This window comes from Acidovorax sp. (assembly GCF_022763525.1).
Lineage (GTDB): Bacteria > Pseudomonadota > Gammaproteobacteria > Burkholderiales > Burkholderiaceae_C > Acidovorax.
Genome location: NZ_JALEGG010000179.1, coordinates 1 through 21,251, shown reverse-complemented (window position 1 = coordinate 21,251; position 21,251 = coordinate 1). Strand labels below are relative to the sequence as shown.

20 protein-coding genes are annotated in these 21,251 nt (G+C 67.7%); 14 read left to right on the top strand and 6 right to left on the bottom strand.

Annotated elements, in window-relative coordinates; genetic code table 11:
• A partial coding sequence (locus tag MRY84_RS14005) for an HDOD domain-containing protein (RefSeq protein WP_291506327.1) occupies positions 1-1,012 on the top strand: 1,012 nt, incomplete at its 5' end.
• A 66-nt stretch (positions 1,013-1,078) separates the two neighbouring features.
• On the opposite strand, the gene MRY84_RS14000 is transcribed toward MRY84_RS14005, so the two are convergent.
• From MRY84_RS14000 to MRY84_RS13990, 3 genes are all read right to left on the bottom strand, one after another.
• Positions 1,079-2,044 carry a tripartite tricarboxylate transporter substrate binding protein gene (locus tag MRY84_RS14000; RefSeq protein WP_291506326.1) on the bottom strand — a complete coding sequence of 322 codons (966 nt, stop codon included), beginning with the start codon at positions 2,042-2,044 and terminating at the stop codon, positions 1,079-1,081.
• 37 nt (positions 2,045-2,081) lie between these two features.
• Positions 2,082-2,981: a site-specific tyrosine recombinase XerD gene (gene xerD, locus MRY84_RS13995; protein ID WP_291506325.1), complete on the bottom strand. Its 900-nt coding sequence runs from the start codon at positions 2,979-2,981 to the stop codon at positions 2,082-2,084.
• A gap of 92 nt (positions 2,982-3,073) precedes the next feature.
• Entirely contained in the window at positions 3,074-4,039 is a 966-nt protein-coding gene (locus tag MRY84_RS13990) for a tripartite tricarboxylate transporter substrate binding protein BugE (protein WP_291506324.1), read from the bottom strand.
• Positions 4,040-4,214: 175 nt separating this feature from the next.
• Between MRY84_RS13990 and MRY84_RS13985 the strand changes: the two genes are divergently transcribed.
• The 3 genes from MRY84_RS13985 (at position 4,215) to MRY84_RS13975 (ending at position 6,559) form a co-directional block, all read left to right on the top strand.
• A complete protein-coding gene (locus MRY84_RS13985) occupies positions 4,215-5,120 on the top strand; it encodes an AEC family transporter (protein WP_291506323.1) in 906 nt (301 codons plus the stop codon).
• A gap of 171 nt (positions 5,121-5,291) precedes the next feature.
• A complete protein-coding gene (locus MRY84_RS13980; protein WP_291506322.1) occupies positions 5,292-5,765 on the top strand; it encodes a hypothetical protein in 474 nt (157 codons plus the stop codon).
• 110 nt (positions 5,766-5,875) lie between these two features.
• Entirely contained in the window at positions 5,876-6,559 is a 684-nt protein-coding gene (locus MRY84_RS13975; RefSeq protein ID WP_291506321.1) for a GDSL-type esterase/lipase family protein, read from the top strand.
• A gap of 99 nt (positions 6,560-6,658) precedes the next feature.
• On the opposite strand, the gene queG is transcribed toward MRY84_RS13975, so the two are convergent.
• Positions 6,659-7,705: a tRNA epoxyqueuosine(34) reductase QueG gene (gene queG, locus MRY84_RS13970; protein WP_291506320.1), complete on the bottom strand. Its 1,047-nt coding sequence runs from the start codon at positions 7,703-7,705 to the stop codon at positions 6,659-6,661.
• A gap of 12 nt (positions 7,706-7,717) precedes the next feature.
• On the opposite strand from queG, the gene tsaE reads away from it, so the two are divergent.
• The 4 genes from tsaE (at position 7,718) to MRY84_RS13950 (ending at position 10,650) form a co-directional block, all read left to right on the top strand.
• Positions 7,718-8,248, top strand: coding sequence for a tRNA (adenosine(37)-N6)-threonylcarbamoyltransferase complex ATPase subunit type 1 TsaE (tsaE, locus tag MRY84_RS13965; RefSeq protein ID WP_291506319.1), 531 nt, complete (start codon positions 7,718-7,720; stop codon positions 8,246-8,248).
• A 4-nt stretch (positions 8,249-8,252) separates the two neighbouring features.
• The gene (locus MRY84_RS13960; protein WP_291506318.1) at positions 8,253-9,704 is read left to right on the top strand and encodes an N-acetylmuramoyl-L-alanine amidase; all 1,452 of its coding nucleotides are present in this window, start codon (positions 8,253-8,255) and stop codon (positions 9,702-9,704) included.
• A 101-nt stretch (positions 9,705-9,805) separates the two neighbouring features.
• Positions 9,806-10,144, top strand: coding sequence for a cupin domain-containing protein (locus tag MRY84_RS13955; RefSeq protein ID WP_291506317.1), 339 nt, complete (start codon positions 9,806-9,808; stop codon positions 10,142-10,144).
• A gap of 266 nt (positions 10,145-10,410) precedes the next feature.
• Positions 10,411-10,650, top strand: a complete 240-nt coding sequence (locus tag MRY84_RS13950; protein ID WP_291506316.1) for a glycine zipper 2TM domain-containing protein — start codon at positions 10,411-10,413, stop codon at positions 10,648-10,650.
• A gap of 106 nt (positions 10,651-10,756) precedes the next feature.
• Here MRY84_RS13950 and MRY84_RS13945 read toward each other — a convergent pair whose 3' ends face one another.
• On the bottom strand, positions 10,757-11,419 hold the full coding sequence (locus MRY84_RS13945; protein ID WP_291506315.1) for a DedA family protein: 663 nt from the start codon (positions 11,417-11,419) through the stop codon (positions 10,757-10,759).
• Between the two features lie 102 nt (positions 11,420-11,521).
• Here MRY84_RS13945 and mutL point away from each other — a divergent pair, with 102 nt between their 5' ends.
• The gene (gene mutL, locus MRY84_RS13940; protein WP_291506328.1) at positions 11,522-13,600 is read left to right on the top strand and encodes a DNA mismatch repair endonuclease MutL; all 2,079 of its coding nucleotides are present in this window, start codon (positions 11,522-11,524) and stop codon (positions 13,598-13,600) included.
• A 311-nt stretch (positions 13,601-13,911) separates the two neighbouring features.
• Here the strand turns inward: mutL and MRY84_RS13935 are convergent, their stop codons facing one another.
• Complete coding sequence (locus MRY84_RS13935) at positions 13,912-15,075, bottom strand: glycerophosphodiester phosphodiesterase (RefSeq protein ID WP_291506314.1); 1,164 nt, start codon at positions 15,073-15,075, stop codon at positions 13,912-13,914.
• A 267-nt stretch (positions 15,076-15,342) separates the two neighbouring features.
• Between MRY84_RS13935 and gdhA the strand changes: the two genes are divergently transcribed.
• From gdhA to MRY84_RS13910, 5 genes are all read left to right on the top strand, one after another.
• Positions 15,343-16,686, top strand: a complete 1,344-nt coding sequence (gene gdhA / locus MRY84_RS13930) for an NADP-specific glutamate dehydrogenase (protein ID WP_291506313.1) — start codon at positions 15,343-15,345, stop codon at positions 16,684-16,686.
• Positions 16,687-16,984: 298 nt separating this feature from the next.
• Entirely contained in the window at positions 16,985-17,818 is an 834-nt protein-coding gene (locus MRY84_RS13925) for an alpha/beta fold hydrolase (RefSeq protein ID WP_291506312.1), read from the top strand.
• A gap of 404 nt (positions 17,819-18,222) precedes the next feature.
• Positions 18,223-19,464 carry a multidrug effflux MFS transporter gene (locus tag MRY84_RS13920; RefSeq protein ID WP_291506311.1) on the top strand — a complete coding sequence of 414 codons (1,242 nt, stop codon included), beginning with the start codon at positions 18,223-18,225 and terminating at the stop codon, positions 19,462-19,464.
• A complete protein-coding gene (gene miaA, locus MRY84_RS13915; RefSeq protein ID WP_291506310.1) occupies positions 19,451-20,488 on the top strand; it encodes a tRNA (adenosine(37)-N6)-dimethylallyltransferase MiaA in 1,038 nt (345 codons plus the stop codon). The genes MRY84_RS13920 and miaA overlap by 14 nt, the downstream gene beginning before the upstream one ends.
• On the top strand, positions 20,485-21,144 hold the full coding sequence (locus MRY84_RS13910; protein WP_291506309.1) for an ABC transporter ATP-binding protein: 660 nt from the start codon (positions 20,485-20,487) through the stop codon (positions 21,142-21,144). The genes miaA and MRY84_RS13910 overlap by 4 nt, the downstream gene beginning before the upstream one ends.
• Positions 21,145-21,251 lie beyond the last annotated feature (107 nt).

Genomic DNA, 21,251 nt, shown 5'->3' with positions numbered 1-21,251 from the left:
CTCCGGCGGCCATCTGGAATTGATCCACCCCGAAAAGGTGGTGCTGGAAATCCCCCCCCTGCCCGACGGCGCCACCGCCGAAGAGATCGAAGGCCGCATCCCCACGCTGGAAGCCCTGCGCACGCGCGGCTTCCGCCTGGCGCTGAACCAGCAGGCGCTGAAACGGGCCTACACGAGCTGGCTGCCGCTGGCCTCCTTCATCAAGCTGGACATGCAGGCCTTCAAGCCCGAGCTGGCCGCGCCGCTGGTCAAGTTTGCGACCACCCATGGCAAGGCCACGCTGGTGGCCGAAAAGGTGGAAACGGCCGAGCAGTACGAACTGATGCGCGGCCTGGGCGTGAAGTTGTTCCAGGGCTACTGGTTCGCCCAGCCCTCCCTGGTCAAGGCCACGACCATCCGCCCCTCGCAAGCCACCATCATCCAGCTCATCAACCTGGTGCGAAAGCAGGCGAGCACGGCCGAGATCGAAGACCTGCTCAAAAAAGACCCCACGCTGTCCTTCAACCTGCTGCGGTTCATCAATTCCTCGGGATTTGGCCTGTCGTGCGAGATCACGTCGTTCCGCCACGCCGTGATGATCCTGGGTCTGAAAAAGCTCTTCCGCTGGGCGGCGTTGCTCATGACCACGTCCCGCATAGGCGGCCCCCCTCCCGCCGTCGGCCAGACGGCCGTGGTGCGGGGCCGTTTGATGGAGCTGCTCGCGGGCGAGCTGCTGCCACCGGAGGAATGCGACAACGCTTTCGTCGTGGGCGTTTTCTCGCTGCTGGACACCATGCTCGGCGTACCGCTGGAAAAGGCGCTCGAATCCGTGGCCCTGCCCGAGCCGGTGATGGACGCGCTGCTGCGCGGCACTGGCGTGTTTGCCCCTTTCCTTGAACTGACCAAGGCGTGCGAAAGCGGCGATGAAGTCGCCTTTGCCCGGGCGGCCGACGCGCTGCACCTGTCCAACCGGCAGGTCAACTGGGCCCACCTGCAGGCGCTGACCTGGGCCGAGAGCCTCAACGAAGACTGATTCGCCTGAGAAACACGCACGCCTGCACGGGCCCTGGTCATCCAGGGCCCGTGGTTTTTCAGGTGGTCACTGATTTCCCTGGATGCCCGCCGCTCGGATGATGCGGGCATTGTTCTCCGACTCCTGCGCAATCTGGCGCGCGAATTCGGCAGCCGTGCCGCCGGTCGGCACGTTGTCCGTGGCTTCGAGCTTGCTCCGGATGTCGGGCAGGGCCAGCGCCTTGTTCACCTCGGCATTGATGCGCTCCAGCACGGCCACAGGTGTCTGCGCTGGCGCATAGATGCCAAACAGCGAAGACAGGTTGGCAGCAGGCTGGCCCAGCTCTGCCAGCGTGGGCACCTGGGGCAGGGAGTCGAGCCGCGCGGGCGCTCCCACCGCCAGCGGCTTGAGCTTGCCCGCCTTGATGTGCTGCAGCACGGCAGGGCCCGCGTTGGTGGACAACACCTCGTACTGGCCGCCCAGCGCGTCGTTCATCTGCTGGCCGCCGCCTTTGTACGGGACATGGGTGATCTGCACCTGGCTTTTGCCCATGATCTGCTCCAGCATGATGTGGCCCAGGGACGCCTGCCCCGAGGTTGCCCAGCGCACAGCGCCCGGCTTGGCCTGAGCAGTGGCGATGAGGTCTTTGAAATCTGCAGCCTTGCTGGCGGTAGTTCCCAGCAGCAGCACGGGCGAATACATCACGCTCACGACCGGCGCAATGTCCTTTTGGGGATCGAACGGCGATTTGCCCAGGTGCGGGTTGAGCGCCAGCGGGCTCACCGCCGCAAAGCCCAGGGTGTAGCCATCGGGAGCCGCCTTGGCCACCGCGTCCACGCCCAGGCTGCCACTCGCACCGGCCTTGTTCTCGATGACCACGGGCGTGCTCAGTTGCACGGCCAGCTTGTCGGCCAGCGCACGGGCCACCGTGTCGCTCACGCCGCCGGCGGGGTAGGCCACCACGATGCGAATGGGTTTGGCCGTGGGCCAGGCCTGCGCCATGGCCAGGGTGGCAGCGCTCAGCAGCAACGCGCCGACAGACAGTTTTTTCATGAGGTGTTCCTGAGGTGAAATGGGGGTATCCCCCGCGCTATCCGCGGGGATGGTGCTGCGCATGCAGTGACTTGAGCCGCTCGCGCGCGACATGGGTGTAGATGGTGGTGGTCGAGATATCGGCATGCCCCAGCAGCAACTGGACCACCCGCAGATCGGCGCCATGGTTGAGCAGGTGCGTGGCAAACGCGTGCCGCAGCGTGTGCGGCGACAGTGGCACCGTGATGCCCGCCACGTGGGCCCATTTCTTCACGATCACCCAGAACATCACCCGCGTCATGCCACTGCCACGCTGGGTGACGAACAGGTCGTCCGTTGCCTGCCCGCCCAGGATGGCGCCCCGGGCCTCGCTCAGATAGCGCTCCAGCCACTGGCGCGCGACCTCGCCAAACGGGACCAGCCGTTCCTTGCTGCCCTTGCCCATCACCCGCAGCACCCCCTCGCTCAGCCCGAGCTGGAATGTCTTCAAGGTGACCAGCTCCGTCACGCGCAGGCCGCTGGCGTACATCAGCTCCAGCATCGTCCGGTCGCGCAGGCCGAGCGGGTTGCCCACGTCGGGCGCGTTGAGCAGCGCCTCGACCTGCGACTGGGACAAGGTCTTGGGCACGCGCAACGGCTGGCGCGCTGCCTGCAGCCGCACCGTGGGATCGGCATGGATGCGCCGCTCGCGCAGCGCCCAGTGAAAGTAGCGCCGCAGCACCGTCAGGCGCCGGTTGGCGGAGGTGGCCCGCGTCTGCGCGTGGCGCGCGGCGAAGTAGCCGTGCAAATGGTGTTCTGCCGTGTCGTCGAGCGCCAGGGGAGGCTGCTGGCTGCCCAGCCACTCGGCATAAAGGGTAAGGTCCCGGCGGTAGGCAGCGAGTGTGTTGCGCGAGAGGCCGTCCTCCAGCCAGAGGGCGTCTACAAAAGCATCGATGGCGTCCAGGCTGGCAGCATGCATACAAAAACGATAGCACGTCGCGCAGGCACGGGACGAAAAAAAGCCGCCCGTGATCCACGGGCGGCTGGGAATGAGAAGAAGGCGGCGCCTGATTATTCGAGCGTCAGCTTCTGCTTGACCACCACTTCCTTGTACACGGCAAACTCGGCCTTGATCTGCTCGGCGAACTGCTCGGGTGTGTTGCCGACCACGAGCGAGCCCGTGTCTTCGATGCGCTTCTTGACGGCGGGATCCTGCAACGCCTGCTTCACAGCCGAGTTGATCTTGTCCACGACATCCTTGGGCAGTCCCTTCGGCCCAACGATGCCGTAGTAGGCCATGCGGTTCACCGGCTCCAGGCCCAGTTCCTTGAAGGTGGGCACGTTGGGCAGCGCCGCCACGCGCTGGGGCGCGGCCACCACGATGGGCACCAGGCGGTTGTCCTTGATGAAGGGCAAGGCCGATGGCAGGTTGTCAAAGATCACGGGCACTTGGCCGGCCACCGTGTCGTTCAGGGCCGGACCCGCGCCACGGTAGGGAATGTGCGTGACGAAGGTGTCGGACAGGCTCTTGTACAGCTCCATTTGCAGGTGGCCGATGCCGCCGGTGCCCGACGAGGCATACGAGTACTTGCCGGGCGCCTTCTTGATCTCGGCCACGAAGGACTTGTAGTCCTTGGCTGGGAAGCCGGGGTTCACCGCAATGATGTTGGGCGTGGCCGCAATGTTGATGATGGGGGTGAAGTCCGTCAGCGGGTTGTAGGGCGTCTTGGGGTTGATGGCCGGGTTGGCAGCCGTGGTGGACACGGTGGCAATGCCGAGCGTGTATCCGTCCGGAGCCGACCGCGCCGTTTCAGCCGCACCCACGATGCCGCCGCCACCGGCCTTGTTCTCCACGATCACCGACTGGCCCAGGGCCTTGCCCAGCGGATCGGCAATCACGCGCGCAATGATGTCGGTGGTGCCACCAGGCGCAAACGGCACTTGCAGCTTGATCACCTTGTTGGGGTAGCCCTGGGCGGCTGCGGTGCCTGCGGCGGCAGCCAGTACGGTCAGCGCGAGCCATTGACGACGATGCATTGATTCTCTCCTTCGTGCAGGGTGGTAAACAGCACTGATCGTATGCGCAACCACGGTTTTGGCGGCCTGCGGATTCCACATAAGGGGTAACCCGAAGCCCCCTCGCGACACAGAGGCCGCGCAATCTCTGTAGCACGCCCCAGCAGGCGAGCGGGGCATCCGCTATTCTCGCCACGTGAACTACGCCACGCTCCTGCTCCCTGACTTCTCGCTCATCCTGTGCGGTTACCTCATCTGCCGGTACACCGCCCTCAACCGGTCGGTCTGGCAGCCCGTGGAGAGCCTGGTGTACTACCTGCTGTTCCCGGTGCTGCTGTTCCAGTCCATCGTGAAGAGCCCGGTCGACATTGGCGCGGCCTCGGGCCTCATTGCGGCCGGGCTGGCCATGGGCCTCACGGCCATTGCGATGGCCTACAGCCTGCCGCACTGGCCCTGGCTCGGCAAGCGCATCGATGCGCGCGACCACGCCGCCAGCGCGCAGGTGGCATTCCGCTTCAACTCCTTCATCGGACTGGCCATTGCCGAGCGGCTGGCGGGCGCCGAAGGGCTCTTGATGATCGCGGTGCTGATCGGCGTGTGCGTGCCGCTGTTCAACGTGGCCGCCGTGTGGCCCATGGCGCGCCACGGCCAGCACAGCTTCGCGCGCGAGCTGGCGCGCAACCCGCTCATCGTGGCCACCGTGTCGGGCCTCACCGCCAACCTGCTGGGGTTTCAGATCCCCGAATGGGCCAACCCCACCGTCAGCCGCATCAGTGCGGCCTCCCTGGCGCTCGGGCTGATGGCCGCGGGCGCGGGCCTGCAGTTCGGACTGCTGGCGCGGGGCAAGACGCTGAGCGTGGCGGTGCTGGCCATCCGCCACGTGGTGCAGCCGTTGATGGCGTTTGCCTTGGCCCGCTTGCTGGGGCTGAGCCCCGTGCAGACCACGGTGCTGCTGGCGTTCTCGGCGCTGCCGACTGCCTCCACCTGCTACGTGCTGGCCGCGCGCATGGGCTACAACGGGCCGTATGTGGCCGGACTGGTGACCCTGTCCACGGTGCTCGGCATGCTGAGCCTGCCGTTCGCGCTGGGTGTGCTGCGGTAGCGGGACCAGGCAGCGCCGGCCTGGCCTGCCGCGCCGCAGGAGACGCAGTACGCCCCCTCCTACCCGTGTGCCCGCGCCGCGCTGACAGGGTTGCCCGGGCAGGCAGCCCAGCATGGATGGCATGCGCTGGCCGCGGTGGCCGGCGCCATCCATCCACCGGAGACGCACACCATGCCCAACCAGGAAAACTCGCCCGATGGCACACCCCGTGTCGACACCAACCGCCCTTCCCCCGATGTGGAACGCTATGCCACCGACGGGCAATCCAACGCACGCGGCAAAGGCCCCACCGAACAGCAGGGCCAACCGCCCAACAACAGCCGCCAGGGCGCGATGGCGGGCGACGGCCCGGCCAGGATGGGCCTGACCAGCGAGCCCGACGCCAATCTGGTCGCACCCAGCGGGCTCAATGAACGCGACCGGGGCGCGGCGGACGTTCCGCCCACCACGTCCGAGCAACTGAACTTTGACGACGCGAGCGAAGACCATCCCCGCGGCGACAACCGCCGCACCGGCGGCACATGGAACGCGCCCGAGCGCAACACGGGAGACCAGGGCGAGGTGGGGCGCGCACCCGGCGCGGGTCTGTCGGATCGCAACGGACCCAGCGACCGGGAAAACCGGGGATCCCGCACCGAGCGGTGAGCGTGCCCGGTGGCATGATGCCGAGCGCCGGGGCTGCGCACTGAACACCCCGGGCGCTGCACGGCGGGAAATCCCGCCTGCGGGCATCCATATCGCCGCCCCACGCCACCATGCCTTCACCCCATCATCCCGCGTCCCCTTCGCGCCTGCGCACTCACCGACGCACCCTGATGGCCAGCCTGGCCGCCGCAGCCCTGGCATCGCTCGTCGGTTGCGGGCGCAAGGCACCGCGCGCGCAGGCGGTACCCCCGGGCGCAACGGTGCTCGCGCTGGGCGATTCGCTCACCTCGGGTGTCGGCGCCCCCGCGGCCGAAGCGGCCTACCCCGCCGTGCTGGAGCGTGCCACGGGCTGGAAGGTAGTCAACGCCGGTGTTTCAGGCCACACCTCGGCCGATGCCCTGGAGCGCCTCCCAAGCTTGCTGCAGAAGCACCAGCCCGCACTGGTGATCGTGAGCATCGGTGGCAATGACTTCCTGCGGCGCCAGAGTGCCGCGGCGACCCGCGCCAATGTGCGCCAGATCTGCGCGGAAGCCCAGGCCAGTGGCGCCCAGGTGCTGCTGGTAGCCGTGCCCGAACCCACCCTGATGGCCGCCGTGGGCCGCCTGAGCGACCACGCCATGTACGCGGAGATCGCCAGCGAGCTTCAGATTGCGCTGCACAGCGGCGGGTGGACAGGCGTGCTGGCCCAGGAGCGATTGCGGGCCGATCAGATCCACGCCAACGCGGCGGGGTACGCGGAGTTTGTGCACGGACTGGTGCGCACGCTGAGGGACGTCGGCCTGCTGGCTGGCTGATTCGCAGTGCGGACTGGGCACTCGCTGCGACCGCGCCACGAATAGATCAAAATTGATAGCTGCTCGCGCTTTACCAGTGAGCGCCAGAGCCCATTTTCTTCAACATTCGAGTGCCCAGGCCACGTGCTCCCGCACCAGCGCGCTGGGGTCGTCGGCCCGGGCTTTCAGCGCGGTGCGCAAGGCCTCGTCACCCGTGGCGCGCAGCGCATTGCCCAGCGCCACGGCCACGTTGCGCAGCCAGCGCTCGTGGCCGATGCGGCGGATGGGGCCGCCTTCGGTCATGCGCAAAAAGGTGGGCTCATCCCACGCAAACAGGTGCACCAGCTGCTGGCCCGACAGGCCCTGGCGCTCGTCAAAGTCCGGCAGCCGGCTGACCTGGGCGAACTTGTTCCAGGGGCAGATCAGCTGGCAGTCGTCGCAACCGTAGATGCGATTGCCGATCAGGGGCCGCAGCTCCAGCGGAATCGGCCCGGCGTGTTCGATGGTGAGATAGGAGATGCAGCGGCGCGCATCCAGCCGATGTGGCGCGATGATGGCCTGCGTCGGGCACACGTCGATGCAGGCGCTGCAGCTGCCGCAGTGGGGCGTGACGGGTGCGCTTTCGGGCAGGGCCATGTCCACATAGATCTCGCCGAGGAAGAACATCGACCCGGCATCGCGGCTGAGCACCAGCGTGTGCTTGCCGCGCCAGCCCTGGCCGCTGCGGGCCGCCAGTTCGGCCTCCAGCACCGGGGCCGAGTCGGTGAACACCCGATGGCCAAACGGGCCCACGGCCTCGGCAATGCGGTCGCTGAGCTTTTGCAGGCGCGCGCGCAGCACCTTGTGGTAATCGCGCCCCCGGGCATAGACCGACACGATGCCCTCGTGGGGCCGCGCCAGGCGCGACAATTCCTGCGCCTGCCAGCCGCCCGGCGCGTTCCGGCCGGTATCCCGGGGCAGGTAGTCCATGCGCGCCGTGATCACGCTCACGGTGCCGGGCACCAGTTCGGCGGGGCGCGCGCGCTTGAGGCCGTGCGCCGCCATGTAGTGCATCTCGCCGTGGAACCCTTGTGCCAGCCACTGCGAAAGACCGGGTTCTGCCGCAGACAAGTCCACCCCCGCCACGCCGATTTGGGAAAATCCCAGCTCGCGGGCCCACTCCCGCATTTGAGGAACGAGTTGACTGTTGCACCACATACCGGCCCGATTGTAGGAAGCGGCCCTGATAAGGCCGTCCCGGCCCCGCGCCATTTCACCTGGCGCGGCGAGGACGATACCGACGCCTTCGCACGCCGCCTGGCCACGCAGCCCGGCCTGGCCAGCGCCTTCATCACCCTGCACGGCGACCTGGGCGCGGGCAAGACCACCTTGGTGCGCCACCTGCTGCGCGCGCTGGGCGTGCAAGGCCGCATCAAGAGCCCCACCTATGCCGTGGTGGAACCCCACGACGCACCCGGCCTGGCGCCGCACCCGCGCGTCTGGCACTTTGACTTCTACCGGTTTGACGACCCGCGCGAGTGGGAGGACGCGGGCTTCAGGGACATTTTTGCCAGCCCCGGCCTCAAGGTGGCAGAATGGCCCGAAAAGGCCGCAGCACTGACCCCGCCTGCGGACCTTGCTATACACATTGAAGCAATTGACGAGACCGAAAGGAAAGTCACGGTGCACGCCCATACCGCCAACGGCCACCACATGCTGCAAGGACTCTGACCCGGTGGCCCAAGAACCCCATCTGCCCGCCCTGCCCGCCCACCCCACGTCCCGCCGTGCGCTGCTGCAAGCGGGCTCTCTGGTCCTGCTGCTGGGCACCCAGCAGATCGCGCGCGGCGCAACCATTGTGGCGGTGCGCGTGTGGCCGGCGCCCGAGTATTCGCGCGTCACCATCGAATCCGATGGAGCCCTGGTGGCCAAGCAGTTCTTCGTGACCACGCCGCCGCGCCTGGCAGTGGACATCGAAGGCATTGACCTCAGCCCCGAGCTGCGCGAACTGGTCGCCAAGGTCAAGCCCGACGACCCCAACATCGCCGGCATCCGCGTGGGTCAGAACGCGCCCGGCGTGGTGCGGCTGGTGGTGGACCTCAAACAGGCGGCCGTGCCTCAGGTGTTCACACTGCCCCCCGTGGCGGCGTACCGGCACCGGCTGGTGTTCGACCTCTACCCCGCCGCGCCCATCGACCCGCTGGAGGCGCTGATCGCCGAGCGCCTGCGCGAGGCCCCGGCCCCCGCCCCCCAGCCGCCACTGACGGCCGCCGCCGCGGCTGCCGCACAGCCTCCCGCGCCCGTTGAGCACGACCCTTTGGGCGATTTGATCGCGCAGCGTACGCAGCGCCCAGGCCCTGGCCCGGCCACGCCGGCACCGCCGGCACCGCCCCCCATGGTCGCCACGGCGCCGATCCCGGCCGAGCCCGGACGAGGGAGCAACCGCGCCACGTCCACCCAGACCGACCGCATCATCATCGTGGCGCTCGACCCCGGGCACGGCGGCGAAGACCCCGGCGCCATTGGCCCCGCGGGCACCCGCGAGAAAGACGTGGTGCTGCGCGTGGCGCACCTGCTGCGCGACCGCATCAACGCCACCACGGTGGGCGGCAACCCCATGCGCGCCTTCCTCACCCGCGACGGCGACTACTTCGTGCCGCTGGGCACCCGCGTGCAGAAAGCCCGGCGCGTGCAGGCCGACCTGTTCGTCTCCATCCACGCCGATGCGTTCACCACCCCCGCCGCACGGGGCGCCAGCGTGTTTGCGCTGAGCGAAGGCGGCGCCTCCAGCACGGCCGCGCGCTGGCTGGCCAACAAGGAAAACCAGGCCGACCTCGTGGGCGGCGTCAACGTGCAGTCCAAGGACCGCCACGTGCAGCGCGCGCTGCTGGACATGAGCACCACGGCGCAGATCAATGACAGCCTCAAACTCGGCACCGCCCTGCTCGGCGAGATCGGCGGCATGGCCAAGCTGCACAAGCCGCGCGTGGAACAGGCCGGTTTTGCCGTGCTCAAGGCCCCCGACATTCCCAGCGTGCTGGTGGAGACCGCGTTCATCAGCAACCCCGAGGAAGAAAGCCGCTTGCGCAGCAGCGCCTACCAGGAGAAGCTGGCCGACGCGCTGATGCGCGGCATCACGCGCTACTTTGCCAAGAATCCACCGCTGGCGCGCAGCCGCTCGGTGTAGGCCATCTTCCCGGCTGGGCCTGATGCGGCCTGGCCACCTTGCGCCGGCTTGCAAGCGGGTGCACAGTGTTCTCCAGACTGCAACGGTTCAAGGAGAACACCATGGCCCTGCCCCACGCCCAATCCGGCCAGATCGTGAGCGTGCGCCCCCTGGGCGAACGCCTCCCCGACACGCCCACCGCCGCCATCCTCAAGGCCGGGCAGCTCGAAGTCATGCGGGTGGTGCTGCCCGTGGGCAAATCGATGAAAGAACACCAGGCGCCCGGCGAGGCCACCGTGCTGTGCATTGAGGGGGTGGTGGAATTTGCCAGTGAAGACGGCACGCAGCGGCTGCATGCCGGGGACTTTGTGCACCTCGCGCCACGCGCGCTGCATTCGCTGAAGGCCATCGAGCCCGCTTCGCTGCTGGTCACCATGTGTTTGAAGGCGGCGGTGGGCTGAAGGATCACCCCGCATTCCCGATCCCCGGGAGAAGCGGAGTATCCGAGCTCCTGGCAACCCCGCTGCGGATCCAGCCGCGCGCGGCGCCTCCAGGCCATCGCGATGCTCAGAGGTACCGGGCCAGCAGGTCCGATGTCCTACACACACACTCCCCCCGCGCTGACGCGCTCAGGCCTGGGAGCGTCGGATAGTGGATTCACAGGCAAAGCCCCGATGCATCAGCGGACGGGCGGCAAGACCTGGTTCACTCCCAAAGGACTCCTGCCATGAAACTCCGTCACATTGTTGTAGCAACTGCTTGCACTGCAGCCCTGGCCTTGGGCGGGTGCGCATCCAACCCCACCAGCGCCCAGGTCGGCACGGGCGTCGGCGCTGTCGTAGGCGGCGCAGCGGGCAATGCCGTGTTTGGCGGCCCGGTGGGCACCATTGGCGGCGCCGCAGCAGGCGCCCTCATCGGCCACGAAATCGGTGAGGACCGCGACCAGCGCAGAGGCTATCGCCGCTGACACAGGTCCGGGGCGCCCTGCCCTTGGGCAGCCAAGGCGCTGCGCATCTGCACATCCACCAAATTAGCTGCCCGCGCTTGTCCTTCAGGCGCTGGCAGCTATTTTTTTATGGCATCACGTCAGTTCGCTGCTTGGCCTGCCGGGATGCGCGCCATGCGCCAAAAATGGCAATGAGGCCGGGCACAAAGATCAGCGCCCAGATGATCTTGTCCAGGTTCTCCTTGACCCAGGCAAAGTTGCCAAAGAAGTAGCCCGCCGTGCAGATGCCCAGCACCCACAGCAGCGCCCCGCCCACATTGAAAGCAGTGAATTTGGCGCGGCTCATCTCTGCCACGCCAGCCACAAAGGGCGCAAACGTGCGAATGAACGGCATGAACCGCGCCAGGATGATGGTGATGCCCCCGTAGCGCTCGTAAAACTCATGCGCCTGGTTGAACGCGCGGCGGTTGAACCAGCGCGACTGCTCCCACTGGAACACCTTCGGCCCGAAGAAGCGGCCAATTGAATAGTTGCACTGGTCTCCCAGGATCGCTGCGGCCAGCAGCACGGCACATGCGATGGGAAAGCTCATCATCCCCGCGCCGCACAGCGCCCCAACGATGAACAGCAGCGAATCCCCGGGCAGGAACGGCATCACCACCACGCCCGTCTCCACGAACACGATCAGGAACAGCAGCGCGTAGACCCAGGCCCCGTAGCTCTGCACGAAAGCCTCCAGGTATTTGTCGACGTGCAGGATGAAATCAATGAGGAAGGTGACCAGTTCCATGGGGAGGATCGGCCCGCGCACCGGGCAGTAAAAAACAGCGGGCATTATCCCCATGGGGTCTGCGGCGCCCCGCCAATGCCCCTGCACAGACCCCGCCCTAAAATCCCTGCGGTGAACGACACCACCACCGACATCGCCTCCGACATTGCACCTGTGCAGGCCGCAGCGCAACCCTTTGCCGCCCCTGCCCGCCGCCCCATCCGCGACCTGCCCGACGAGCTCATCAGCCAGATCGCCGCGGGCGAAGTGGTGGAGCGCCCCGCCTCGGTGGTGCGCGAGCTGGTGGACAACGCGCTCGACGCGGGCGCCACGCAGATCACCGTGCGCCTGTCGGCCGGCGGCGTGCGCCTGATCACCGTGGAAGACGACGGTGGAGGCATTCCGCACGACGAGCTGCCCGTGGCCCTGCGCCGCCACGCCACCAGCAAGATCACCAGCCTGAACGACCTGGAAACCGTGGCCACCATGGGCTTTCGGGGCGAGGCGCTGGCGGCCATTGCCTCGGTGTCGGAGATGGCGCTGCTCTCGCGCCCGGCCGCCCAGGCCAGCGCTTTCCTGCTGGACGCCCGCAGCGGCGAACTGCGCCCCGCCGCGCGCAGTACCGGCACCACGGTGGAGGTGAAGGAACTGTTCTTCTCCACCCCCGCGCGCCGCAAGTTCCTGAAAACCGATGCGACCGAACTGGCGCACTGCATTGAATCGGTGCGCCGCCACGCGCTGGCGCGGCCCGACGTGGGCTTTGCCATCTGGCACGAAGGCAAGCTGCTGGAGCAGTGGCGCGCCACCTTTGTGCCCGGCCAGGGAGACGCACAGGACGCGCTGGCCCGCCGCCTGTCCGACGTGCTGGGCGAAGACTTCGTCACGCAATCGGTGGCCGTGCAGCACCGCGTGGGACCCGTCACCGTGACCGGCCGCGCCGGCCTGCCCGACGCCGCCCGCTCGCGCCCCGACCACCAGTATTGCTATGTCAACGGCCGCTTCGTGCGCGACAAGGTGCTCACCCACGCCGCCCGCAGCGCCTACGAAGACGTGCTGCACGGCCACAAGCAGCCCATCTATACGCTGTATGTCGAGATCGACCCCGCGCGCGTGGACGTGAACGTGCATCCCACCAAGATCGAGGTGCGCTTTCGGGACAGCCGCGAAGTGCACCAGGCCGTACGCCACGCCGTAGAGAACGCGCTGGCAGCGCCCCGCGCCGCAGCGCTGGCGACGGCTGCCGGCGCTGCCGCTTCAGCAGACACGGGCTCCACGGCACAGGCCCCCCTTGAAAATTTCAAGCCAAATCAGCCTCCAGCGTTTAACAGACAAGCGCAAGCAGCTATCAAATTTGAAGAACGTGGCCACCATGTGGCGGACCTGCAGGCGCTGTGGGGACCCAGGAAAGACAACGCAGGAACCCTGGCTGCAGGGCTCGCCGCACCGTTGGCGAACTGGGGCGCTGGGGACAATGCTGCCAAGGCAGACACCCAGCCCCCGTCCGCCGTACCAGCCCCGTCCCTCCGCCCTGCAATACCGGGGGCAGTGGCCCTGTCCAGCAGCAACACCACGCATGAAGCCGCCTGGCCCCAGGGCAGCGATGGCAGCACCACCGCGTGGCCTTTGGGCAAGGCCATTGCCCAGCTCCACGGCGTCTACATCCTGGCCGAGAACGCCCAGGGCATGGTCATCGTGGACATGCACGCCGCGCACGAACGCATCGTCTACGAACGCCTCAAGGCCCAGGTGGACAGCGGCGCCCGCATTGCCAGCCAGCCCCTCTTGATCCCCGCCACCTTCGCCGCCACCCCGCAAGAAGTGGCCACGGCCGAAGAGTCTGCCGAGGTGCTGGCCACCCTGGGCTTGGAGGTCGTGCCCTTCTCCCCCAAAACCCTGGCCGTGCGCGCCGTGCCCACCACCCTGGCCCAGGGCGACCCGGTGGAGCTGGCCCGCAGCGTGCTGGCCGAACTGGCCCAGCATGACGCCACCACCGTGGTGCAGCGCGCCCGCAACGAAATCCTGGGCACCATGGCCTGCCACGGCGCCGTGCGCGCCAACCGCAGGCTCACCATCGACGAGATGAACGCCCTGCTGCGGCAGATGGAGACGACGGACCGCAGCGACCAGTGCAACCATGGAAGGCCGACGTGGCGGCAGCTGACCATGAAGGAACTGGACGGGTTGTTCTTGCGCGGGCGGTAACGCACGCACAAGCACAAGCACAAGCACAAGCACAAGCACAAGCACAAGCACAAGCACAAGCACAAGCACAAGCAGGCTGGCCCGCAGTCGATAGCTATTGGATTGTTGAAACGGCGGCCAAAACCGTTCGATCCGGGCCTCTCGAAGCCCTGCGCGCTTCGTCAAGCGCGGCGTGAAGGGCTCAAGCGAATTCTTGCCCATATCCCCAGGCCGCGGCCACTGGCCCGCCCCAGGTCAGCACACCCGTGGAACCGGTTTTGCCGGGCCACCGGGTGCGTCCCCCTTGGGGGAAGGCGCGCAGCGCCTCAGGGTCAATTGTCCCGCGCCGCCTTCGCAGTATCGGGGAAGTCGCTGAACACGCCGTCCACGCCCAGGTTGTAGAACAGCTTGTATTCCGCCTTGGGGTCGCCCTTGAAATCCGAGGCCAGGCGCTTGGCTTCGCTTCGGAAGGTGTAGGGGTGCACCATCAGGCCTTCGGCGTGGGCATTCTTCACCACGTCGGTGGGGGGCATCATCACGCGGTCGCGGTCGTCGATCTTGCCGTCGCCGTTCAGGTCGTCGGGCTTGCCGTCCTTGTTGGCGTCCACCTGCTTGGAGGGGATCAGGTATGGCTTCCAGGGGCCGATGCCGTCGGCATAGGTCTTGACTTCCTTGAGGCCCGCGGGGGTGAGCAGGCTGGCGAAGGTGCGCTTGTCGCCAGCGACGGCAAAGTCGTACGGCTTGTCGTAGGGGGCCGTGAGGTCCATGCTGCCGTCGGGGTTCACGTCGTTGGCGTCCACCAGCTGCACCAGGCGGATCTGCGTCTTGGTGCGCAGGTACTTGAGGTTGGACACCTCGAACGACTGCACGATCACCGGTGACGACTTGGTGGTGTAGCCGTACTGGGCCAGCACGCTCAGCAGGCGGTCTTCCAGCTTGAGGCCCAGGTTGACGTGGTAGGTGGGGTGCTTGGTCTCGGGGTACACGCCCACGGTGCGGCCCGCCTTGGCGCCCTCGGTCTTGGCCAGGTCCAGCACTTCCTGCAGCGTGGGGATCTGGTACTTGCCGTTGTGCGACTGGTCGCGGTCGGCCATGGGCTGCACGGCGCGCAGGGTCTTGATTTCGGCCAGGGTGAAGTCCGAGGCGAACCAGCCCTCCTCTTCCACGCCGTCCACCACTTTCTTGGTCTTGCGGCTGGCAAATTCAGCGCGGGTAGACACGTCGGTGGTGCCGGTGATGTTGGGCTCGTGCCGGGCGACGAGCACGCCGTCCTTGGTGGCGACCAGGTCGGGTTCGATGAAGTCGGCGCCCAGCTCGATGGCGCGCTTGTAGCTCTCCAGCGTGTGCTCGGGCAGGTAACCGCTGGCGCCACGGTGGCCGATGACCAAGGGCTTGTCGCCGTTCAGTGTGGGATAGGGGTTGTCATCGCTGCCACCACAAGCGGCCAGTGTGGCCGCCAGGGCCAGGACTCCCAACTTCGCACCAGAAATGTGCATGCTCTTCTCCTCGTGTGTTTATGAAAACCGGCGAACTGTGAAGCGCCCACATGACAACCCTGTGACGCTGGGAGCAACGCCGGGCAACTGCAGTGCGCACACGATCGCTTGCACCAAAAAGCAGCAACCCCTCTGCGCAATGCCCCACCATTGTGCATACCTATGCGCATGGGCGTATAACTTTTGAACATAATCGTCATTCGCTGCGCCCCATGCGCATCGCTGCATTTGTCGCGAACCCTCCTGATCCAGAAAGCCCTGCAACCCATGACACACGCGTCCGCCGAAAGCTTCCTCTCCCAAGTGGCCTTGCGCAACCCCGGACAACCCGAGTTCCTGCAAGCCGTCACCGAAGTGATGGAAAGCCTGTGGCCCTTTATTGCCGAGCACCCCCGCTACGCCGAGCACGGCCTGCTGGAGCGCCTGGTGGAGCCCGAGCGCATCGTGATGTTCCGCGTCTCGTGGGTGGACGACCACGGCGCCGTGCAGGTCAACCGCGGCTACCGCATCCAGCACAGCATGGCCATCGGCCCCTACAAGGGCGGCCTGCGCTTCCATCCCTCGGTGAACCTGTCGGTGCTGAAGTTTCTGGCGTTCGAGCAGACCTTCAAGAACGCGCTGACCACGCTGCCCATGGGCGGTGGCAAGGGCGGCTCCGATTTCGACCCCAAGGGCAAGAGTCCCGCGGAAGTCATGCGCTTTTGCCAAGCCTTTGTGATGGAGCTGTTCCGCCACGTGGGCCCCGACACCGATGTGCCTGCGGGCGACATCGGCGTGGGCGGCCGCGAAGTGGGCTACATGGCCGGCATGTACAAGAAGCTGGCCAACAACGCTGCCAGCGTGTTCACCGGCAAGGGCCTGAGCTTCGGCGGCTCGTTGATCCGCCCCGAGGCCACCGGCTATGGCACGGTGTACTTCGCCAATGAAATGCTCAAGACGCGCGGGCGCTCGTTCGACGGGCTGCGCGTGTCGGTGTCGGGCTCAGGCAACGTGGCGCAGTACGCGGTGGAAAAGGCCATGCAGCTGGGCGCCAAGGTGGTCACGGTGTCGGACTCGAGCGGCACCATCATTGACGAAGAGGGCTTCACGCCCGAAAAGCTCGCCATCCTGATGGATGTGAAGAACCACCACTACGGCCGGGTGAGCGACTACGCCGCCCGCACGGGCGTGCGGTTCGAGGCCGGCGCGCGCCCCTGGCATGTGAAGGTCGACGTGGCCCTGCCCTGCGCCACCCAGAATGAACTGGACGCCCAGGACGCCGCCACGCTGATCCGCAACGGCGTGATCTGCGTGGCCGAGGGGGCCAACATGCCGTCCACCATCGAGGCGGCCAAGGCTTTCGAAGCCGCGGGGGTGCTCTACGCGCCCGGCAAGGCCAGCAACGCTGGCGGCGTGGCCACCTCGGGCCTGGAGATGAGCCAGAACTCTGCCCGCCTTTCGTGGCCGCGCGAAGAGGTGGACGCCCGCCTGCTGCAGATCATGTGCGGCATTCACGCGGCCTGCCTGCGCTATGGCAAGCGGGCGGACGGTAGCGTGAGCTACATCGATGGCGCCAACATCGCCGGCTTCGTGAAGGTGGCGGACGCCATGCTGGCGCAAGGGGTGGTCTGAGAAGGTGTGAACGAACCCGCCATGCCCGCTCATCCCGCCAAAACACACCCGCTCGTCGTTACAAATGCTCGCCATAGCCCGAGCTATGGCTGTGCTTTGCGCCTAGATCGGGCGCGTTGTGGCGGCCTGCTCGGGCACGCCGGATTCATTCCCACCTTCTGCGCCGTCGCGGGCCCCGCGCCGAACGCTGGAAAAAGGGGATCGTTGGCGCTCAGTTAGCCCCATCCCCTCGTAAGCCCGGGGAAACACCGGTGCCCGTGTCAGAACTTTCCGACACGACAGTACTCTGTTTCCCTTCATGAAACGTACCCCTCTCCTCCTCTCGCTGGCGCTGGCCATTGCCGTCTCGGCAGGGTGCGCCACCCTGGACGCCAAGCAGCGCGAATGGATCTTCCAGCCCAGCGACCGCAGCTGGGGCGGCGCGCAGCCCACGGACGACATGCAGGACGTGTGGATCGATTTCCGGTCGCAGGCCACGGGCAAGGCCGAGCGCCTGCACGGCCTGTGGCTGCCCAACGACCGTGCGGAAGCGCCCGTGCTCCTGTACCTGCATGGCGCGCGCTGGAACGTCGTGGGGTCGGCCGGCCGCATGCGGCGCATGCAGGATCTGGGGTTCTCAGTGCTGGCGGTGGACTACCGCGGGTTTGGCCGCAGCAGCACGGGTCTGCCGTCCGAAGCCACCGCCGCCGAGGACGCACGGGCCGCGTGGGACTGGCTGGCGCAGCAGCAGCCCGGCAAGCCCCGCTACATCTTCGGCCACTCGCTGGGCGGCGCCATCGCCATCGACCTGGCGCGCCAGGTCCCCGACGAGCAGGGCACCATGGTCGAGGGCACCTTCACCAGCATCCCCGATGTGATCAGCACATTCAAATGGGGCTGGCTGCCGGTGTCCATGCTGGTGACCCAGCGATTCGAATCGATCCGCAAGGTGCCCGAGATTGGCTCGCCTCTGCTGGTGGTGCATGGCAGCGAGGACAGCCTCATCCTCCCCTCGCTGGGCCGCAAGCTGTACGAAGCCGCGCAGGAGCCCAAGCAGTTCCTGCTGGTGGAAGGCGGCTCGCACCACAACACCAACTCCGTGGGGCAGAGCCTGTACCGCGAGGCGATGGCTTCGCTGTTCAAGATGAAATAAAGGACACCCCCCTGAGGCGCTGCGCGCCTCGGTGCTTCGGCCAGAGGCCTGCGCTCTTCGCTGCCGTCCAAGCCTGCGCAGGCAGGCTTGGAGCCGCGGCGCTCAGCCCCCGCTCTCACATCGCTGCGCGATGTGGGCAGGGGGGCGCAGCCCTCGCTGCGGGCCGGCCCTTGCTTGGCTGCCTTGGCCTGGGGCCGCGCCAGTATCGGAGGTCGGTGGGCCTGCGCTATCGCCCCCCTCACGTCCTGTCACTTTCCCTCGCTCTCACATCGCTGCGCGATGTGTGCAGAAGGGACGCAGCCCTTACCTCACGGCCTGGCCAGATGCACACTCAGCGTCCGCGTCTTTGTACCCACGCACGAGACAGCACCAAAAAAGCACCCGTCTGGTACCCTCCACCGGTTATGTCTGCCCCCTCTGCCGCAGCCGCTGGCGCTGCTTCCCCCGCCTCCATTCAACCCGCCCTGGCCATTCTGGTGCTGGCGGCGCTGCTGTCCATCCAGCCGGTCACCACCGACCTGTACTTGCCCGCGCTGCCCGCCCTCACGCGCAGCCTGGGCGCGCCGCTTTCGGCGGCGCAGCTCACGCTCAGCGGGCTGCTGCTGGCGTTTGGCTGTTCGCAGATGGTGTGGGGGCCGCTGTCGGACCGCTTCGGGCGCCGCCCCATCCTGCTGGTGGGGCTGGCCATTTACGCGGTGGCCTCGCTGGGCAGCGCGCTGGCGCCCAGCATGGCGCTGCTGATTGCCTGGCGCGTGGCGCAAGGCGCCGCCATGGGCGCGGTGGTGATGTGCGCCCGTGCCATCGTGCGCGACCTCTACACGCCGCAGGAGGGTGCACGCGCCATGTCGAAGGCGCTGACCGGGCTGGGCATCGTGGCCTGCGTGTGTGCGCCGCTCGGGGGCTTGCTCAGCCAATGGCTGGGCTGGCGCGCCGCGCTGCTGGCCGTTGCCGCGTATGGCGTGGGCACGCTCGCGCTGGTGGCGCTGCGCCTGCCCGAAACCCTGGCGCGCCGCAACCCGCAGGCACTGCAGCCGCGCACGCTGGTGGGCACCTGGGGGCATGTGCTCAAGAACCCCACGTTCTGGGCGTTTTCGCTGCAGACCACGGCCACGTATGGCGGCCTGTTCACCTTTCTGGCCGCTTCGTCGTTTGTGTACATCGACGTGCTGGGCCTCACCCGCGCGCAGTACGGCTGGGTGATGGCCTCGGCATGCGCGGCCTACCTGACGGGCACGTTCCTGTGCCGGCGCCTGCTCGTGCGGCTGGGCCTGCTGCGCACGGTGGCCATTGCGGGGGCCTTGAGCGCCAGTGGCGGCACCCTGATGGCGGGCGTGGCATGGATGGGTTGGCACCAGCCGTTGGCGCTGCTGCTGCCTTTCTACCTTTTCATGGTGGGCCACGGCATCCACCAGCCCTGCGGGCAAAGCGGCGCAGTGGGGCCGTTTCCACAGGCTGCGGGCGTGGCATCGGCACTCAACGGTTTCATGATGATGCTGGCCGCGTTTGCGATTGGCGGCTGGCTGGGCATGCGCCTGGACGGCACGGTGTGGCCGCTGGTCAACGGCGTGTGGTTCTGGTCGGTGGTGCTGGCCCTCATCTCGTGGACGCTGGTCCAGAAGTTTGGAGCGCAGCGTGACCGCGCCTGAAGCCGCCACCTTGCCCGCCATCGCGCTCGCAGGCCCCACCGCATCGGGCAAGACCGCTGGTGCGCTGGCGCTGGCCGCCGTGCTGGGGCGCCGGGGCACGCCGGTGGAAATCATCAGCGTGGACTCGGCCCTGGTGTACCGCGGCATGGACATCGGCACCGCCAAGCCCACGCCGGCCGAACTGGCCGCCGTGCCGCACCACCTCATCGACATCCGCGACCCGCTACAGGCCTACAGCGCGGCCGAGTTCGTGCAGGACGCCACGCGGCTCATCGCCGAGATCCGCGCGCGCGGAGCCCTGCCGCTGCTGGTGGGCGGCACCATGCTGTACTTCAAGGCGTTGTTCGATGGCATCGACGACATGCCTCCTGCCGACCCCGCCGTGCGTGCGCGGCTCGAAGCCCAGGCGGCCGAACTCGGCTGGCCCGCCCTGCACGCCGAGCTGGCCCGCATCGACCCCGTCACCGCCGCCCGGCTGGCCCCGGCCGACAGCCAGCGCATCCAGCGCGCGCTGGAGGTGTGGCACGTTTCCGGCCGTCCGCTGTCGAGCTTCCACACCACCAGCACTACTAAAAAGATAGCTGCCAGCGCTGATGGAATAAGCGCTGGGGCCTTGTTTTCTTTAGAGCCCGATGATCGCGCCTGGCTGCACGCCCGCATTGCCCAGCGCTTTGACGCCATGCTGGCCGGCGGCTTCATCGACGAAGTGCAGGCCCTGCGCGCGCGCGGCGACCTGCACCCCGACCTGCCCTCCATGCGCTGCGTAGGCTACCGCCAGGCGTGGGAAGAGCTGGACTTCCAGGCACGCCACGCGCCGGGCACGCCCTTGAACCTGGCCGCCCTGCGCGAGCGCGGCATTGCCGCCACGCGCCAGCTGGCCAAGCGCCAGATCACCTGGTTGCGCAGCATGCCGGGGCGCCACGCCATCGCCTGCGACCAGCCGGGCGCCGAGGCCCGCCTGGTGGAGGCGGTATTGCAGCGGCTGGCACAGCGCGCCGCCGGGCCGGGGGCCGTCGCCGCATGACACTGCTGCGCGTGGACCAGCTGGGCAAGCACTACGGCGATACGCCCGTGTTCTCGGGTGTGGATTTCACCGTGCAGCCCGGCGAATTCGTGGCCATCGTGGGCGACTCGGGTGTGGGCAAGTCCACGCTGCTCAACTGCCTGGCAGGCCTGGACACCTGGGACACCGGCCGCATCACGCACGGCACCACCGAGCTGGGCCAGCTGGACGACACGGAGCGCGCCCTGTGGCGCCGCGCCCATGTGGGCTTCGTCTTCCAGGCCTTTCATGTGCTGCCCCACCTGGACGTGGCGCAGAACGTGGCCTTGCCGCTGATGCTGCTGGGCCAGAGCGACCCGGATCGCACGCACCGCGTGCAGCAGATGCTGGACGCCGTGGAGCTGGGCGCGCTGGGCGCGCGGCTACCCCAGCAGCTCAGCGGCGGCCAGCTGCAGCGCGTGGCCATTGCCCGCGCGCTCGTGCACCGCCCTGCCCTGCTGCTGGCCGACGAGCCCACCGGCAACCTCGACCCCACCACCGCCACCCGTGTAATGGACCTGCTGCTCGCACAGACGCGCGAGCATGGCGCCTCGCTGGTGCTGGTCACGCACTCGCATGCGGCGGCCACGCGGGCCGACCGGGTGCTGCGGCTGACGGCGGGCGGCATCGCTCCCTAGGGCCTGTTCCCACTATTTTTGCCAGATGCGTTGCGACGCCCAAGGGCCAGGCGCTAGGCGCCAAACGAAGCTGGGGTGCGGCCCCAGCGAGGCTTGGCAACGCCGCG

What these genes read in the sequence shown, in the direction of transcription:
- MRY84_RS13935 (WP_291506314.1), bottom strand. Translation starts at nt 15,075, where the DNA reads ATGCACATTTCTGGTGCGAAGTTGGGAGTCCTGGCCCTGGCGGCCACA.
- MRY84_RS13975 (WP_291506321.1), top strand. Translation starts at nt 5,876, where the DNA reads ATGCCTTCACCCCATCATCCCGCGTCCCCTTCGCGCCTGCGCACTCAC.
- MRY84_RS13920 (WP_291506311.1), top strand. Translation starts at nt 18,223, where the DNA reads ATGTCTGCCCCCTCTGCCGCAGCCGCTGGCGCTGCTTCCCCCGCCTCC.
- MRY84_RS13945 (WP_291506315.1), bottom strand. Translation starts at nt 11,419, where the DNA reads ATGGAACTGGTCACCTTCCTCATTGATTTCATCCTGCACGTCGACAAA.
- MRY84_RS13990 (WP_291506324.1), bottom strand. Translation starts at nt 4,039, where the DNA reads ATGCATCGTCGTCAATGGCTCGCGCTGACCGTACTGGCTGCCGCCGCA.
- MRY84_RS13925 (WP_291506312.1), top strand. Translation starts at nt 16,985, where the DNA reads ATGAAACGTACCCCTCTCCTCCTCTCGCTGGCGCTGGCCATTGCCGTC.
- xerD (WP_291506325.1), bottom strand. Translation starts at nt 2,981, where the DNA reads ATGCATGCTGCCAGCCTGGACGCCATCGATGCTTTTGTAGACGCCCTC.
- MRY84_RS13950 (WP_291506316.1), top strand. Translation starts at nt 10,411, where the DNA reads ATGAAACTCCGTCACATTGTTGTAGCAACTGCTTGCACTGCAGCCCTG.
- MRY84_RS14000 (WP_291506326.1), bottom strand. Translation starts at nt 2,044, where the DNA reads ATGAAAAAACTGTCTGTCGGCGCGTTGCTGCTGAGCGCTGCCACCCTG.
- MRY84_RS13910 (WP_291506309.1), top strand. Translation starts at nt 20,485, where the DNA reads ATGACACTGCTGCGCGTGGACCAGCTGGGCAAGCACTACGGCGATACG.
- queG (WP_291506320.1), bottom strand. Translation starts at nt 7,705, where the DNA reads ATGCGGGAGTGGGCCCGCGAGCTGGGATTTTCCCAAATCGGCGTGGCG.
- MRY84_RS13980 (WP_291506322.1), top strand. Translation starts at nt 5,292, where the DNA reads ATGCCCAACCAGGAAAACTCGCCCGATGGCACACCCCGTGTCGACACC.
- gdhA (WP_291506313.1), top strand. Translation starts at nt 15,343, where the DNA reads ATGACACACGCGTCCGCCGAAAGCTTCCTCTCCCAAGTGGCCTTGCGC.
- MRY84_RS13955 (WP_291506317.1), top strand. Translation starts at nt 9,806, where the DNA reads ATGGCCCTGCCCCACGCCCAATCCGGCCAGATCGTGAGCGTGCGCCCC.